This is a genomic window from Klebsiella oxytoca (genome assembly GCF_009707385.1).
Taxonomy (GTDB): Bacteria; Pseudomonadota; Gammaproteobacteria; order Enterobacterales; family Enterobacteriaceae; genus Klebsiella; species Klebsiella oxytoca_C.
On the sequence record NZ_CP046115.1, the window covers coordinates 467,139 to 481,996 of the forward strand.

The window sequence follows — 14,858 nt, forward strand, 5'->3', positions numbered from 1 at the left end:
TACTGAAAATTAAAAGGCCCAATACATCAGGCCTTATTTAATAATTGACTGGCTCAATAAAATATTGAGTCAGTTATGAGCACTAAAACTTAGTTGCTCCAGAAGTTAAATGTACCGTCGAAAATACCACCAACGCCCATTTTCGCATATTCGAGGGTCAAATCCCATCCGACAACACCTGCTGCAATACCAAAGCAAACACCACCAAGAATAACCCCAGCGACCATACCCACGCCCTGACCGATGGAGCCGATACCAAAGAGACCACCGCTTACGCCACCCCAGCGGCCTGCAAATGCTGTACCTGCCAGAGCACCCAGAGAAGCTCCAAGCGCGATGGCACTAATTTCTTTAACAGCCCAGGTTGCGATATCAGATAACGTATCAGTCAGCGCGCCGCCAGAAATTTCTTCCATTTCGAATACAGTTAATTGTTGCATGATTAGTCCTTTAACTAAAATTAAAATTATATATTCATTCCAGACCAGAAGTTGGTCCGCAGAGAAGATAGTCGTTGCTGTAGTATGAATCAACTCAACTCAATATGAATTGTTTATGAAGTTTTAGTGTTGATACTGAATCTAATCTAAATAATTTAGATGTTCACAGAAGCTTAATAGAATTTAGTACACAATGGTTGACTGCTATTATTAGTGTGCTTAGGTTTAATTGTGAAGTAAAAAGGTGGATGATGGTATCCACCTTTTTATCGCGAGAGTGGTTGTGTTACTCTTCCTGAATTACAACTTCAAGAATAGCTTTCACATGACCGGCCGTGACTTGGGCACTATTGTCGCTCATGCGATAATAGTCGGCGGTGAAGTTAAAGCTTTGTGATGCTTTTGCGTTGGAAAAACTGTATGCCTCGGCATCATAAAATATAATGGGGTTATTGTCTTTTTTGAAAATAATGCCAACATTGTTTGCTGCTTCGCTTCCGGTTAGCATATTATCGATGATTCCATCCCCGGCGGAGCTGGTACCATTAACAGGGTTAAACCAATAGTAAAGTTTGTTGCCAATTGAACCTGTTGGGCATGTAACATCCATTGTGATGGTTTTCTGTGAGGGAGTCGTAGCACCTCGCGAAATTGACATTAGCGTGTTTTTTTCAATTCTATTTAAGGTGATTTGACTGGGTCCAGATACTGAAATATTACAGGAGGTCGCTTTATAGGAAATACTCTTGAACTTCAGAGTCGCGGTCATCAATAAACGATCGGCGGCTCTGGGGTTAGTGCTTAAGTTACCAGCTGAAAATTTAAATACTGGGTCAGTGCTGACACCGGATGTATCAATGACAGGCTTCGTTTTGATTAACCATACCGTCATAAATCTATAATCATCATTAGATTCCTTTATAGGCACGATCATTGATTGAGCCACAGCAGGTTTTATTGAACCATTTTTACTGTCCAGAATATCTGAAAACTGGAAACCAATACCATCAATCCCGGTTTCATAGACTGGTTTTCCCATTATACCGGTGACACCCGCGACCTCAGGAGCGGTTGACGTAATAATATACTGATCTCCCAGTAATTTATTGCAATCAAATGTTTTATAGGCTCCGGTGCCGACTTTTTTTGTATACAGGACTGTTCCTACCGGTATTGTTGGATCCGTTGCGATTTTAGGACTTAAATTAAACATTGCTTGTCCAGCGGAACCATAATAATCGCATTTGGCAATTACCTCGCTACAACAGCATAGTAGGGATAAAAAAATAAGTATTTTTCTCATTCTTTATTGTTCCTTGGTCAATATTAGCGACAAACCGTTTCGATTTGACTGATGCCAGATGCTTTGCCTTCCCTGGCCGGTAAAGTAAAGGAGGCGTTGCACTGCTGCGCGGCGCTTTTGCCCCACTGGACGTTAAGGATCCCGGTCTGTTGCAGGCCGGACATATAGACCATACCGGCGTCGCTGACGATGCTTGGCTGCGACTTGCTGTCGCCGGCGAGCAGGACCATCGCGCCATAAGGCACGTCCTGGCCGCTGGCTGTTTTCAGATGGACAAATGCGCGCTGGCCGATATTCCCGGCATAATTGGCCCGCACGATGGCGCCGCGCGTCGGAACGACGCTTTGCGTCGTTTCCGGCAGCTCCATATCTTCGCCAAGCGTGGTGCTGTCCAGCGTAATATCAGTACGACGGTAAGGCGTAACGTATGGGACGATGGCGTAGCCACGATAGTCAGTGGAAATGGTGTTGTCGTTAGCGAGTCTGACGTTATCCAGTCCTGGCGCTTTAACCAGTACGGCGGCGTCGGTGATATCCTGACCGAGTGTGATGCCATCAGCATGGGCAAGGATGCTGCCGTTGGCTCCGTAGTCAATGCGTTCGCTATCGCGATCGTAACTGTAGCCGGCATTGACGCTGCCGCGGGAACCGTTATAGGTCGCGCGCATATCGCCACTGTAGTATTCCCGGTTGCTGTACCCTTGCTGCAGGCTCCATTCCAGGCTGTCGTTCTCAAGCGCGTTACCACCGATGGAAACGGACTGATCGGTAGACCCCGGATTGCTGTTGGTTAACTGATAGCTGGTATAAGTGCCCGGTAGCCAGTTGCTCAGCGGCACGGTTACGGTCAAAGTGATGCGCTGATCGTCCTGGGCGTCTTTTCCGGAGTTATCCCCACTCCAGGTATAGCGGTTATAGCTATAACCCAGGTAATAGTTCACATTGCGTAAGCCTCCGTTGTACCCTACGCTGATCGACTTGTTGGTGCGCTTATCGTCCCAGTAATCTTCAATCAATCCGCTTATCGAAAGGCTACCAAGACCTTTACCCAGGCTTTGGTTCAGCGTCAGGTTGGTCCGGTTGCGCAGCGAGCGAGGAGTGTAGTTGCCATCATTGGAATAACTATCCAACACTTCAGAGAGCGTATTAAATCCGTGGGTGGAATAGCGGTAGCCAGCGATAGTCACGTTAGTACCGGTTTCGATAATATTTTTCCCGTAACGGACACGCCATGACTGTCCTGAGGTCTTTTCGTCGTCTTTCATTTTTGACCAGGCCTGAGTGACGTCTGCCGAGGCGGCGCCAAGCTCGCCGAGGTTATAACCAAGTCCTGTTGACAGCGCCTGGTAGTGCGATGCGGCCTGCATCCCGCCATAAAGCGTCAGACTGCTGGAGACACCGTAGGTCGCGGTGGCCTGGGTAAAGGGGGCCTCATCGACTCCGCCATCGTAAGGACGGTATTTACCTGAAGTAATCTCATACTCGAACTGATCTTCACGTACCATTACCGGCAGCGTAGCGAACGGTACGACAAACTCTTGCTTAGAACCGTCGGACTCTTCCACGGTGACGTAAAGGTCGCCGCTACCGCCGCTCGGGTACATATCAGTGATTTCAAACGCGCCAGGCGCTACGTAGGTCTGGTATACTTGGTAACCGTTTTGTTTAATTAAGACGCGGGCGTTGGTTTTGGCGATACCACGGATAATCGGCGCATAGCCGCGCATACTTTCCGGCAGCATTGATGTATCGGTGGCCAGTTGAATACCGGTAAACGGTACGCTGTCAAAGATGCCGGAGAGTGACGAGCTCTCACCCATCACAAGGTTACTGTTGATTGGGCGAATGCTGCGCTGCATATAGAGATAAGCGGAATCCCAATCACCCCCATCGCCGTTATTTTTATTCCAGGTGCTGAGGTTACGGATACGCCATGGGCCAACGTTGAGGCCAGACTGCAGGTTCAGGCTGTAGTATTCGTCATTGGCCTGCATGTCGTTTGAACCGCTGAACTGATAGTTCACCAGCAGGGCGTTGATGCCGTCATCAAACTGATCCGGTGGAATATATCCCTGCGCCGTGGTAGATAGTGCCGCCTGAGGAATGGATATATTCAAGCGCTGGACGGTAAAGTCAAAATCCGCTTTGGTATCCGGGATGACTGAAAGATTGGCGCAGCCGTTTTTATCCTCGACCAGTTCGGGAAAGGCTTTAACGCGAACGCCGTACTCCGCTAACGTTTTCAGGCTCAGGCAGGGCACCAGGGCGGGCTCTCGATTATTCCCGGTGGCACGGCTATTCGCTACAAACTTCATTGTCCTGGTATCCAGATAGCGGCCATTAAACATGATATCGACCCGATAATCCCCCGGAGCCTGTGCGTTCTGCGTCTGGAAAATAGATAAGTCGGGGGTGGTTGATGGATCGCTGCCATTCAATGAGCTAATGAATGAGGGATCGAAAAAGTCACGTGCTTGCGCTTTATTATTCAAACCAGAAAGCAATGCCGGAAGCATTGCGAGAAAGACCGCGGATAGTTTGAATAATCCATTATTCTTATTTGGCATAGACACATCCCTATAATGATAAAATAAAATTCTTATTACAGCGATGAGGAATAGAGCGATCCTGCTCCGCCATAATCATTGACGACTTTCCAGCTGACGCTGGATGCATTGATATTTTCTTTTAAGGTTACTTCTTTGGTTGCCATTGGGGCGACGGAGTTGACTTCCGGCTTCACTTCTTTGCCACCAATTTGAACACTTTGGAAATAGAAGAAAAACGGTGTCGGATTTTTAATCGTCAGTTTAGTGCCTGCTTTCCGCCATTCGAGTTTTTTGGCTTCAATGTTTGGCGAAAGGTCGAAAAGTGCTTTTGGACGATAAACCAGGCGCATGCGGTGGCGGACCGCCAGTTGAATAGTATTGGCGCTGGCTTTCTCATCATCCGCCGGCGGGATAGCCATCACGTTAAAATAGTATATAGATTCCCGGTCGTTCGGGGCATTGACGTTTCCGGTTGAAAACAGGCGTACGGTATTCTGCTGTTTACCCTCAAGGCGAAACAGCGGAGGGGTAGCCATAAAAGAGGGCGTTTTCCCTGCCGGCGCTTCAACCCAGGATTTAATTAGATAGGGAATATCATCTTTATTTTCGATTTGCGCGGTGATTTCACGCGCACCTTCTTTATAGAGGTAGCGGGTGGATTCAATCACAATACCAGCATGGGCAATACTACTGGGGAGTAATGCACAGGATGCGGTGAGATTTAATAAGTTCCTGAACATGGTTTTTCTCTGAATGCGAAAAAGGGCCCGCCGTGAAGCGGAGCCCTTCGGGGAAAAATTAGAGGGTGTAATCGATAGTAAAGGTCGCAACGCCTTTAACCGGACCTTCGGTAACCGGAGTTGTGGCGTTCACTTTCACATAACCAGTGGTGTACTTCAGCTGAGTGCCGCTAGCCGCAGTGTAGCTTTCGGTCATGAGGTCAGAACCGTCGAAGCCTACGCGGTGTGCATCACGTACGCGCTGGATACCGATACCAATACCGGTAGCGCCGCCAGGTGCGGTGTTGTCCAGGATGTTAGCATTGGTGGACGTACCGGTCACATTGACGGTTACAGCGGTAACCGGAGTGGTGCTACCCTGTGCGCAGTCTTTCACGTCAAAACCGAAGTCCTGAGTTTTAAACAGAGCACCAGCCGCTTCAGCATTCGCTTCGGTAGTGGTCACGGTCATCAGCTGAACGATACCGTTGTTCAGGGTACCAGTCGGAGTCACCACGCAAGAGTTAGCCGCATCAGATACTTCACCCATCACAGTTACCTGAGCGGTGTTGGTTGCCATTGCCTGAGCACTCAGCACTGCAGATGCAGCGACCATTACAGCTACGATTGTCTTTTTCATTTAATTAATCCATTTATAGATACTAAAGTCCTGAATAAAGGCTGGGCTCGGTTGTTAATTATTGGTAGGGCTAATAACTAACATTCCACTATCTACGCCTGCGCTCTATCGTTTTCTATCTCCTGCCTCTGCTAATACGTATACATACGTATACATAGAGCCTAATGAGCTGGAGCGCCGATAAATTTATGTCTAAGTAAGATAAAATGCATGTGAATTCTTCCTGAATTTAAATGTGCATTTTTGAAGGCTATAGATTCATATGATGGTGTAACTGATAATAATGACCATGGAGCAAAGGTATAGTCTCAAAAATCTATCTTCCATTCGATTCAAATATCATGTTAACCTTATCTTTGTTCCAGCATTGAGGCTGGTGTCTAATACTTGAATTTATCTAATCTGGTAGGTTTATAGGGATGTATCCTGATTTTTAAAGATGAAATTGAATCGTTATTCATCTTTATTTCACAAAATTAATGAGGGCGGAGAGGGATTATGATATTCAATGAATATATCATTAATAATGAAGTTATTTTCAAAGTAAATACTAATGAGCTCCAGCCTCTTGGTGATAACGGTGAGGAAGTGACGTTGAATGCACCCACGGCCCGTTGTCTGCAGCTTTTATTAGAAAGCAATGGAAAAGTTATATCCAGAGAAGAATTTTTAGATACGGTATGGAAAACCAGAGGTGTGGTTGTGTCTCAAAATACCTTTTATCAAAATATCTCTCTATTAAGGAAATCCTTGCTTAAAGCCGGACTGTCACAAGATATTATTGTCACAGTCAGGCAGCGCGGGTTTGTTCTGGCCTCTGGCTCACAAGTTTCATCGTTTTTTAGAACGGATGATTCTGAGTCTGAAGGACCGTTAAACGTACAGGTAATAACGAATGCCCCTTCTCCACCGGTAGAAAGAAAAATAGTTAACAAGATCGTCAATTCTAAAGAGGTAAGGGAAAGTATTATAGATAATAAAAAAGTCGTATTTAAACTTCCTGGCTGGTTTTTAACACTTTTAGTCGCTATGGTTGTGGCCAACATACTTTCTTTGTTGTGGTAAACAACAATTCATCAAAAGTATTATAACAAGCTTTTATTAATACCTTTAATATATGGGAAGGTAATGTAGTGGTCAGAATGTTAAATTCATTTACCCCCGAGCCTCGGAGAATAAACGTTAATTGTTGAATAAGTAGTCTGCCAGGCTGTGCCCGGCAGACAGATAATTAATACTGCTTTAAACCCAAATCAAGCGGCGTTTTGCTTGGCTCACCGCCAATTTCCCGCGCTAGCTTTGGTACCAGATAGCCTGACACCAGCGTTAGCAACTCACGCATAATGGCCCGTGCTTCTTCATCACTCACCATGAAGTGCGCTGCGCCCTGGACTTTATCCAGCACATGCAGGTAATAAGGCATGACTCCGGCATCAAATAAAGCATTGCTCAGCTTTGCAAGAGTCTGCGCATTATCGTTTACCTCTCTAAGGAGTACGCTCTGGTTCAGTAGCGTAACGCCCGCCATGCGAAGCCTTTTCATCGCTGCACGAAATTCATTATCTATTTCGTTAGCATGGTTGATGTGGTTCACCAGCAGCACCTGCAACGATGATGCAGAGATACGCGCCACCAGCGTGTCAGTAATACGAGCAGGAATGACCACTGGTAAACGGCTGTGAATGCGCAGACGTTTGATGTGAGGAATCGCTTCCAGCTGCGTCAACAGCCAATCAAGCTCATGATCCTTCGCCATCAGCGGGTCGCCACCGGAAAAGATGATTTCATCCAGTTCCGTATGAGCCGCAATGTACTCGAGGGCTGTCTGCCAGTTACGTTTATTGCCCTGATTTTCAGCATACGGGAAGTGGCGACGGAAACAATAACGGCAGTTTACCGCGCATCCGCCTTTAACCAGCAGTAAGGCGCGATTGCTGTATTTATGCAGCAGTCCGGGCACTACGCTGTGCTGTTCTTCCAGCGGATCCGTGGAATATCCCGGCGCGGTAATAAACTCATCTTGAGAGGTAAGTACCTGACGAAGAAGAGGATCGTTAGGGTTGCCTGGTTCCATTCGGGCAATAAATGCCCGCGGGACACGCAGTGCGAACAGGCGCTTTGCATCGCGTCCTGCCAATAGATTCGCATCAGCGTCTACATTTAAAAGATGCAGCAGTTCATCAGGACTGGTCACAACATCGGCAAGTTGCGTTAACCAATCTTCTCTGGATGGGGTATTTAGGGTTACAATATGCGCCATTTTGTGGCTTAGCTACCAATTAACAAAGTTTCAGAGGGCCTTATGGCGACTTACTATAGCAACGATTTTCGTGCCGGTCTTAAAATCATGATGGACGGCGAACCTTATGCAGTTGAAGCCAGTGAATTCGTTAAACCAGGTAAAGGTCAGGCTTTTGCGCGCGTTAAGCTGCGCCGCCTGCTGACTGGTACCCGCGTAGAGAAAACCTTCAAGTCTACAGATTCTGCTGAAGGTGCGGACGTTGTCGATATGAACCTGACTTACCTGTATAACGACGGTGAGTTCTGGCACTTCATGAATAACTCTACTTTTGAACAGCTGGCCGCTGACGCTAAAGCCGTTGGCGACAACGCTAAATGGCTGCTGGATCAGGCTGAATGTATCGTGACTCTGTGGAACGGTCAGCCAATTTCTGTTACCCCGCCGAACTTTGTTGAGCTGGAAATCGTTGAAACCGATCCAGGCCTGAAAGGCGATACTGCTGGTACCGGCGGTAAACCTGCAACTCTCTCCACTGGCGCCGTGGTTAAAGTTCCGCTGTTCGTACAGATCGGCGAAGTCATCAAAGTGGATACTCGCTCTGGTGAATATGTATCCCGCGTGAAGTAATTTATGCGATGAGATGGTTGGCGCAGCGTGATGCTGCGCCCTCTACAGCACGAAATGACAGGCAAGGAAGATGCAGCAGACACTCAAGATTTTGATACTGATATTTCTGAGCGGTTCACTTCTTGCGGGATGCAATACGGCTCGTGGCGTTGGTGAAGATATCCAGAGTCTCGGTCATGCTATTTCTCACGCCGTCAGCTAGTTTTTAGTTCATCAGGCAATTCTTATTCATATTCATAATCTCCACGCTCCTGCTGGCCCACTTCCGTAATTTCTTTTTCTCCGAAAAAACGCTGAGATTCCCTCATCCTGAACCAGGTTGTCTATGCTTATAAGGCACGATAACTAAAACTGGTAAATTAAGGATAACATCATGGTAAAAAAAGCGATTGCAGCGGTCTTTACGGTTTTGGTCCTCTCCTCAGCATTGACCGGATGTAACACCACGCGCGGTGTTGGTCAGGATATTTCAGATGGCGGTAATGCTATTTCTGGTGCAGCAACCAAAGCTCAGCAATAGACCGTGGCGGTACGGCCACAGGTCGTACCGTTCTTCCTCCCATTTGCTACATTGTGTATAATTCCCGCGATTTTTCATCTACCTTACGGGACGACCCGTAAGCGTTTCACATCTGGGGACGGCCCCATTAAAGGAGCCATATGTCCTGGTTAGTGCTGTTTATCGCTGGTCTGCTGGAAGTTGTCTGGGCAGTCGGTCTGAAATATACCCACGGCTTTAGTCGCCTGGTGCCAAGCGTGATAACCATCGCTGCGATGGTTATCAGCATGGCGCTGTTGTCATGGTCGATGAAAACGCTACCTGTGGGAACGGCTTACGCGGTTTGGACCGGGATTGGCGCAGTCGGCGCAGCGATCACGGGGATTATCCTGCTTGGAGAATCCGCCAGCCCGATGCGCATTGCCAGCCTGGCGTGTATCGTGATTGGTATTATTGGCCTGAAAATTAGCGCTCATTGATAATGCTGATTGACCCATAATAGTTTACTCACGTCGAAGCCCTGCCGGGTGGCAATGTCCAGCATCTGCTGCTTCATTTCCGGCGGGATCTTCGGCGTGCGCGCCAGCAGCCACAGATAGTCGCGGTCTGGTCCGCAAACCAGCGCGTAGCGATATTCTTTATCCAGCGCAATCACATTATAGCCGCCGTAGAAGGGGCCGAAAAATGAGACTTTCAGCGCGGCGCGAGTGGCCTCTCCGGTAAAGTAGGCAACGCCGTCGGTTTTCTGCCACATTCCCCGGTCTGGGTTGTATCCCTTATTTACCACGTCCAGCCCTCCATCATCGCGCAGGCTATAAGTCGCCGTGACTTTTTCTAAGCCGCTTTCAAAATTGTGATCGAAGCGCGCAATCTCATACCAGGTACCAAGGTAGCGCTGAGTAGTGAATGGGCTGACTACGGTTACGCCAGGGGGAGGTGTCGGAGTGGTACAGGCTGCAAGCAGAAATGAAGCGGCAACAACCGCAATGATGGGTAGCAGACGCATGATAATTTCCTTGCCGTTTTTAAACTAAGTGTAGATTCAGGCAGGAAAAATACGGCAGAATTTTCTTCAGAAGAGAGCCCGGTAACATAATGCTACCGGGCTTGTCTTAGCCGCAGTAAAAGCAGCGTGCGGATATCAGTTTAGATGAACAATATGCCGACCAGAGTGACGACGGTCAGAATCGCCGCAAGGCCGTAGAAAACCCACTTACCGTTAGGTACGTGAATTTTCAAATCGTGCATCGCATGGTGAATACGGTGCAGTCCGCACCACAGCGGCAGAACAATCATCAGGAAAATAAATGCACGGCCAATAAAGCTCTGGGCAAAACTCAGCACGCGTTCGTAGCTGAAGGCGTCTGCGGGAGCCAGACCGAGCGGCATCATGATACCGACCAGCAGCACAATGACCGGAGCGACAATCGCTCCCCACATGCCGCCAGCGCCAAATAGCCCCCAGAATACCGGCTCATCAGAACGTTTTGGTTTGGGATTAATCATTCCAGCCTCCTTACCAGAACAGGGCGACAAACAGGATGACTACGGTCACGACCGCAGTGACGACCCAAAGCCCTTTTATAATTGGCTCTGGCCCCATTTTCTCGCCTTTAACAATGATATTGGCGGCTTTCGGCGCCAGTTCAAACCAGGTTTTGGTATGCAGCAGCGCGGCTGCAAGCGTGATCAGGTTCAGGATCACGACTATCGGGTTTTGTAGAAAACCGACATACCCAGCCCAGCTCTCCGCGCCGTGCTTCAGCGCGAACAGCCCGTAAATCAGCACGATGCTGAACCAGACCGTAGGTACCGCCGTTCCTTCGCGCAGCATATAGAAGCGATAAAACGGCAGCTTTTTCCACCAGGTGGACGGCATCGGCCGCACGTAGGGTTTGCGTTTAGTCGTCATACTGCACTCCTTAGCGTGGTTTCAGGGTAGCGATAAGAAAGTCTTTCGAGCTTTCTACCTTGCCCTGCTGGATCGCGGCCGCCGGGTCGACGTGTTTAGGGCAGACTTCGGAGCAGTAGCCCACGAAAGTACATGTCCAGACGCCATTCTGACCGTTAAGCTGCGCCATACGTTCCTTCTTACCGTGGTCGCGGCTATCTTCGTTGTAACGATGGGCGAGGGTGATCGCCGCCGGACCGATAAACTCCGGGTTCAGGCCAAACTGCGGGCAGGCCGCGTAGCACAGGCCACAGTTGATGCAGCCGGAGAACTGGTGGTACTTCGCCATTTGCGCCGGCGTCTGCTTATTTGGTCCCTGATCCGGCGTGCGCGGGTTGCCGATAATGTATGGCTTAATGGCTTCCAGGCTTTCGATAAAGTGGGTCATATCGACCACCAGATCGCGCTCAATCGGGAAATTGGCCAGCGCCTCAACCTTAATACCTTTGGTGTATTCACGCAGGAAGGTTTTACACGCCAGTTTTGGAACCTTGTTCACCATCATGCCGCAAGAACCGCAGATCGCCATACGGCAGGACCAGCGATAGCTAAGGTCCGGTGCGAGGTTATCTTTGATGTAACCCAGAGCATCAAGCAGCGAGGTTTGTTCATCGTAAGGAACTTCATAGAAAGCGCTGTGCGGTGCTACGTCCACCTCCGGATTGTAGCGCACGACTTCAACTTTCATGTTTTTCATCTCAGCCATTCGTCGTCTCCTTCTTCTCGGCTGCTTCCGCTTCAGCGCCGTACACGCGTTTTGCTGGCGGCAGAGTGGTGATTTTTACATCACTATACTCCAGACTTGTATTGCCGTCGGCATCGCGGAAGGCGAGGGTATGCTTAAGGAAGTTGACGTCGTCGCGCTCGGTGCAGCCTTCATCCAGACGCTGATGCGCGCCGCGAGACTCTTTACGAGCAAGGGCGGAATGAGCCATACATTCGGCGACGTTCAGACCATGACCCAGTTCGATGGTATAAAGCAGGTCGGTATTGAAGACGCTGGAGGTATCGGTGATACGCACGCGCTTGAAGCGCTCCTGCAGCTCGGCCAGCTTATCAACCGTTTTCTGCATGAGCTCCGGCGTACGGTAAATGCCGCAGCCTTCTTCCATCGACATACCCATTTCGTCACGGATTTTCGCCCAGTTCTCGTTACCCTCCTGGTTAACCAGATCTTTCAGGCGCTTCTCAATATCGATGACCTGCGCATCCAGCGCGGCGCTATTAGCCTCGCCCGCTTCGGCTGCGCGCAGCATGGCCTGTTCACCGGCCAGACGGCCAAAGACCACCAGTTCTGCCAGGGAGTTGGAGCCAAGGCGGTTGGCGCCGTGCAGGCCCACAGAGGAACATTCGCCGACGGCAAACAGTCCTTTGATGCGGGTTTCACACTGCTGATCGGTTTCGATCCCGCCCATGGTGTAGTGCGCGGTTGGACGCACCGGAATCGGATCTTTCACCGGATCGACACCAACGTAGGCCTTTGACAGCTCACAGATAAACGGCAGACGTTCAAGCAGCTTTTTCTCGCCTAAATGGCGCAGATCGAGATAAACCACATCGCCTCGCGGCGTTGGGATCGTGTTGCCCTTGCGCCATTCGTGCCAGAAAGCCTGGGAGACTTTGTCGCGTGGTCCCAGCTCCATATATTTGTTTTTCGGTTCGCCCAGCGGGGTTTCCGGACCCATGCCGTAATCCTGCAGATAGCGGTAGCCGTTCTTGTTGACCAGAATGCCGCCTTCACCGCGACAGCCTTCCGTCATCAGAATACCGGAACCCGGCAGTCCGGTGGGGTGATATTGTACGAACTCCATGTCGCGCAATGGTACGCCGTGGCTGAGCGCCATGCCCATACCGTCGCCGGTGACGATCCCGCCGTTGGTATTGTAACGATACACGCGTCCTGCACCGCCGGTCGCCAGGATTACCGCGTTGGCGCGGATCTGTACCAGCGTTCCTTCCATCATGTTCATTGCGACCAGACCACGGGCCTGACCGTCATCAACCAGGATATCGAGGACAAAATGCTCATCAAAGCGCTGGATTTGCGGGAATTGCAGGGAGGTCTGGAACAGGGTATGCAGCATATGAAAGCCGGTTTTATCGGCTGCGAACCAGGTTCGTTCGATCTTCATACCGCCGAATCGCCGGACGTTGACGCTACCGTCCGGACGACGGCTCCACGGGCATCCCCACTGTTCGAGCTGGGTCATTTCCGTCGGGCAGTGATGAACGAAGTAGTCAACGACGTCCTGCTCACACAGCCAGTCGCCGCCTGCTACGGTGTCGTGGAAATGGTACTCAAAGCTATCATGATCCTGCGCGACGGCTGCGGAACCCCCTTCAGCAGCAACGGTATGGCTGCGCATAGGATAGACTTTTGAAATTAGAGCGATTTTAGCATTTGGATTAGCTTGCGCGGCGGCTATTGCAGCACGAAGACCTGCTCCGCCTGCGCCAATTACGGCAAGATCGGCTTGAAAAGTTTGCACGACATTCCTCCAGTTTTTGTTTATTTCGCCGCCGGGCTGGCGAAAACGTATCACTGCTCCTTTATAGGTAAGGAGTATAGCCGTACGGCTGTGAGGGAAAATTGACGTGTTCGATTTTTTTATCGTTATGTGCGGTTGTTTATCTATATCCTTTATGTTTTTGGGCTATCAATAAATTAAACTTATGTAACTCGCGTACGCTTTCGCACAAAATTTGTTTCATTCTCCGGTTACGAGTAGACTTCGTGCCCTTGTTTCAAATCGGAGAAAGAACCATGAGCGAAACGGCAACCTGGCAGCCGAGCGCGTCCATTCCAAATCTTTTAAAACGCGCAGCGGTAATGGCGGAAATTCGTCGTTTCTTTACCGACCGCGGCGTGCTGGAGGTGGAGACGCCCTGCATGAGTCAGGCGACGGTGACGGATATCCATATGGTCCCGTTTGAGACGCGTTTCGTAGGGCCGGGCCATTCTCAGGGGATGAATCTGTATCTGATGACCAGTCCGGAGTACCACATGAAGCGTCTGCTGGCGGCCGGTTGCGGTCCGGTGTTTCAGCTGTGCCGTAACTTTCGTAACGAAGAGATGGGGCGCCATCATAACCCGGAATTCACCATGCTGGAGTGGTATCGTCCGTGCTATGACATGTACCGGCTGATTAACGAGGTAGACGATCTGCTACAGCAGGTACTTGACTGCCAGCCAGCGGAAAGCCTTTCTTATCAGCAAGCCTTCCTGCGTTATCTGGAAATCGACCCGCTATCGGCGGATAAAACGCAGCTGCGCGAAGTGGCGGCGAAGATGGATTTGAGCAATATTGCCGACACCGAAGAAGATCGGGATACGCTGCTCCAGCTGCTTTTTGTTATAGGCGTTGAGCCGCATATTGGTAAGGATCGGCCGACGTTTATTTATCACTTCCCGGCCAGCCAGGCGTCGCTGGCGCAAATCAGCACCGAAGATCACCGCGTGGCGGAGCGTTTTGAGGTCTATTACAAAGGGCTCGAACTGGCGAATGGTTTTCATGAACTGACTGACGCGCGTGAACAGCGGCAGCGGTTTGAACAGGATAACCGCAAGCGTGCGGCTCGCGGCCTGCCGCAGCAGCCAATTGATTATAATCTGCTGGCCGCGATGGAGGCGGGTCTGCCGGATTGTTCCGGCGTGGCGATGGGCGTTGACCGCATTGTCATGCTGGCGCTGGGTGCAGAAAGCATCGGTGAAGTTATCTCCTTTACCGTCGATCGCGCCTGACATGCCTCTCCGCTTCCCTTTCAACGATGCAAAGGGAAGCCGCTCTTACTGGTCTGAACAGACCCCAGGTTCCCCTTAGTCATTTGTCGAAACCACGCTTTGACAGCGTTCTCGACCGCTGTTGTTAAGCTTCTTTTTCGTCACGG

General features: G+C 49.9%; 17 protein-coding genes. 6 read left to right on the plus strand and 11 right to left on the minus strand.

Features of this window, described 5'->3' with window-relative positions; genetic code table 11:
• Positions 1 to 89 precede the first annotated feature (89 nt).
• The 5 genes from GJ746_RS02160 to GJ746_RS02180 form a co-directional block, all read right to left on the minus strand.
• Complete coding sequence (locus tag GJ746_RS02160) at positions 90 to 440, minus strand: hypothetical protein (RefSeq protein WP_154678729.1); 351 nt, start codon at positions 438 to 440, stop codon at positions 90 to 92.
• A 286-nt stretch (positions 441 to 726) separates the two neighbouring features.
• The gene (locus tag GJ746_RS02165; protein WP_154678730.1) at positions 727 to 1,743 is read right to left on the minus strand and encodes a fimbrial protein; all 1,017 of its coding nucleotides are present in this window, start codon (positions 1,741 to 1,743) and stop codon (positions 727 to 729) included.
• A 23-nt stretch (positions 1,744 to 1,766) separates the two neighbouring features.
• Positions 1,767 to 4,310, minus strand: coding sequence for a fimbria/pilus outer membrane usher protein (locus tag GJ746_RS02170; RefSeq protein ID WP_154678731.1), 2,544 nt, complete (start codon positions 4,308 to 4,310; stop codon positions 1,767 to 1,769).
• Between the two features lie 35 nt (positions 4,311 to 4,345).
• The gene (locus GJ746_RS02175; RefSeq protein ID WP_154678732.1) at positions 4,346 to 5,032 is read right to left on the minus strand and encodes a molecular chaperone; all 687 of its coding nucleotides are present in this window, start codon (positions 5,030 to 5,032) and stop codon (positions 4,346 to 4,348) included.
• A gap of 58 nt (positions 5,033 to 5,090) precedes the next feature.
• The gene (locus GJ746_RS02180) at positions 5,091 to 5,651 is read right to left on the minus strand and encodes a fimbrial protein (protein ID WP_154678733.1); all 561 of its coding nucleotides are present in this window, start codon (positions 5,649 to 5,651) and stop codon (positions 5,091 to 5,093) included.
• A gap of 498 nt (positions 5,652 to 6,149) precedes the next feature.
• On the opposite strand from GJ746_RS02180, the gene GJ746_RS02185 reads away from it, so the two are divergent.
• Positions 6,150 to 6,716 (plus strand): winged helix-turn-helix domain-containing protein, encoded by a 567-nt coding sequence (locus GJ746_RS02185; RefSeq protein WP_154678734.1) that lies wholly within the window; start codon positions 6,150 to 6,152, stop codon positions 6,714 to 6,716.
• 166 nt (positions 6,717 to 6,882) lie between these two features.
• Here the strand turns inward: GJ746_RS02185 and epmB are convergent, their stop codons facing one another.
• Positions 6,883 to 7,911: an EF-P beta-lysylation protein EpmB gene (gene epmB / locus GJ746_RS02190; protein WP_154678735.1), complete on the minus strand. Its 1,029-nt coding sequence runs from the start codon at positions 7,909 to 7,911 to the stop codon at positions 6,883 to 6,885.
• 42 nt (positions 7,912 to 7,953) lie between these two features.
• Here epmB and efp point away from each other — a divergent pair, with 42 nt between their 5' ends.
• The 4 genes from efp (at position 7,954) to sugE (ending at position 9,498) form a co-directional block, all read left to right on the plus strand.
• Complete coding sequence (gene efp, locus GJ746_RS02195; protein WP_004097931.1) at positions 7,954 to 8,520, plus strand: elongation factor P; 567 nt, start codon at positions 7,954 to 7,956, stop codon at positions 8,518 to 8,520.
• Positions 8,521 to 8,590: 70 nt separating this feature from the next.
• Positions 8,591 to 8,722, plus strand: a complete 132-nt coding sequence (locus GJ746_RS02200) for an entericidin A/B family lipoprotein (protein WP_154678736.1) — start codon at positions 8,591 to 8,593, stop codon at positions 8,720 to 8,722.
• A 171-nt stretch (positions 8,723 to 8,893) separates the two neighbouring features.
• Positions 8,894 to 9,040 (plus strand): lipoprotein toxin entericidin B, encoded by a 147-nt coding sequence (gene ecnB / locus GJ746_RS02205; RefSeq protein ID WP_154678737.1) that lies wholly within the window; start codon positions 8,894 to 8,896, stop codon positions 9,038 to 9,040.
• Between the two features lie 140 nt (positions 9,041 to 9,180).
• Entirely contained in the window at positions 9,181 to 9,498 is a 318-nt protein-coding gene (gene sugE, locus GJ746_RS02210; RefSeq protein WP_154678738.1) for a quaternary ammonium compound efflux SMR transporter SugE, read from the plus strand.
• On the opposite strand, the gene blc is transcribed toward sugE, so the two are convergent.
• The 5 genes from blc to frdA all read right to left on the minus strand — a co-directional run bounded on the left by blc (position 9,492) and on the right by frdA (position 13,459).
• Entirely contained in the window at positions 9,492 to 10,025 is a 534-nt protein-coding gene (gene blc / locus GJ746_RS02215) for an outer membrane lipoprotein Blc (protein WP_154678739.1), read from the minus strand. The two genes, sugE and blc, sit on opposite strands and share 7 nt — an antisense overlap.
• 140 nt (positions 10,026 to 10,165) lie before the next feature.
• Positions 10,166 to 10,525 (minus strand): fumarate reductase subunit FrdD, encoded by a 360-nt coding sequence (frdD, locus tag GJ746_RS02220; protein ID WP_154678740.1) that lies wholly within the window; start codon positions 10,523 to 10,525, stop codon positions 10,166 to 10,168.
• Positions 10,526 to 10,535: 10 nt separating this feature from the next.
• Positions 10,536 to 10,931 (minus strand): fumarate reductase subunit FrdC, encoded by a 396-nt coding sequence (gene frdC, locus GJ746_RS02225; protein WP_154678741.1) that lies wholly within the window; start codon positions 10,929 to 10,931, stop codon positions 10,536 to 10,538.
• Between the two features lie 10 nt (positions 10,932 to 10,941).
• Positions 10,942 to 11,676 carry a succinate dehydrogenase/fumarate reductase iron-sulfur subunit gene (locus GJ746_RS02230; protein ID WP_139540926.1) on the minus strand — a complete coding sequence of 245 codons (735 nt, stop codon included), beginning with the start codon at positions 11,674 to 11,676 and terminating at the stop codon, positions 10,942 to 10,944.
• On the minus strand, positions 11,669 to 13,459 hold the full coding sequence (frdA, locus tag GJ746_RS02235; protein WP_154678742.1) for a fumarate reductase (quinol) flavoprotein subunit: 1,791 nt from the start codon (positions 13,457 to 13,459) through the stop codon (positions 11,669 to 11,671). The genes GJ746_RS02230 and frdA overlap by 8 nt, the downstream gene beginning before the upstream one ends.
• Before the next feature lie 275 nt (positions 13,460 to 13,734).
• Between frdA and epmA the strand changes: the two genes are divergently transcribed.
• Entirely contained in the window at positions 13,735 to 14,712 is a 978-nt protein-coding gene (epmA, locus tag GJ746_RS02240; RefSeq protein WP_154678743.1) for an elongation factor P--(R)-beta-lysine ligase, read from the plus strand.
• Positions 14,713 to 14,858: the final 146 nt, after the last annotated feature.

Bases quoted from the DNA above. Each gene is read 5' to 3' on its own strand.
- GJ746_RS02160 (WP_154678729.1), bottom strand. From the start codon at position 440: ATGCAACAATTAACTGTATTCGAAATGGAAGAAATTTCTGGCGGCGCG.
- GJ746_RS02165 (WP_154678730.1), bottom strand. From the start codon at position 1,743: ATGAGAAAAATACTTATTTTTTTATCCCTACTATGCTGTTGTAGCGAG.
- GJ746_RS02170 (WP_154678731.1), bottom strand. From the start codon at position 4,310: ATGCCAAATAAGAATAATGGATTATTCAAACTATCCGCGGTCTTTCTC.
- GJ746_RS02175 (WP_154678732.1), bottom strand. From the start codon at position 5,032: ATGTTCAGGAACTTATTAAATCTCACCGCATCCTGTGCATTACTCCCC.
- GJ746_RS02180 (WP_154678733.1), bottom strand. From the start codon at position 5,651: ATGAAAAAGACAATCGTAGCTGTAATGGTCGCTGCATCTGCAGTGCTG.
- GJ746_RS02185 (WP_154678734.1), top strand. From the start codon at position 6,150: ATGATATTCAATGAATATATCATTAATAATGAAGTTATTTTCAAAGTA.
- epmB (WP_154678735.1), bottom strand. From the start codon at position 7,911: ATGGCGCATATTGTAACCCTAAATACCCCATCCAGAGAAGATTGGTTA.
- efp (WP_004097931.1), top strand. From the start codon at position 7,954: ATGGCGACTTACTATAGCAACGATTTTCGTGCCGGTCTTAAAATCATG.
- GJ746_RS02200 (WP_154678736.1), top strand. From the start codon at position 8,591: ATGCAGCAGACACTCAAGATTTTGATACTGATATTTCTGAGCGGTTCA.
- ecnB (WP_154678737.1), top strand. From the start codon at position 8,894: ATGGTAAAAAAAGCGATTGCAGCGGTCTTTACGGTTTTGGTCCTCTCC.
- sugE (WP_154678738.1), top strand. From the start codon at position 9,181: ATGTCCTGGTTAGTGCTGTTTATCGCTGGTCTGCTGGAAGTTGTCTGG.
- blc (WP_154678739.1), bottom strand. From the start codon at position 10,025: ATGCGTCTGCTACCCATCATTGCGGTTGTTGCCGCTTCATTTCTGCTT.
- frdD (WP_154678740.1), bottom strand. From the start codon at position 10,525: ATGATTAATCCCAAACCAAAACGTTCTGATGAGCCGGTATTCTGGGGG.
- frdC (WP_154678741.1), bottom strand. From the start codon at position 10,931: ATGACGACTAAACGCAAACCCTACGTGCGGCCGATGCCGTCCACCTGG.
- GJ746_RS02230 (WP_139540926.1), bottom strand. From the start codon at position 11,676: ATGGCTGAGATGAAAAACATGAAAGTTGAAGTCGTGCGCTACAATCCG.
- epmA (WP_154678743.1), top strand. From the start codon at position 13,735: ATGAGCGAAACGGCAACCTGGCAGCCGAGCGCGTCCATTCCAAATCTT.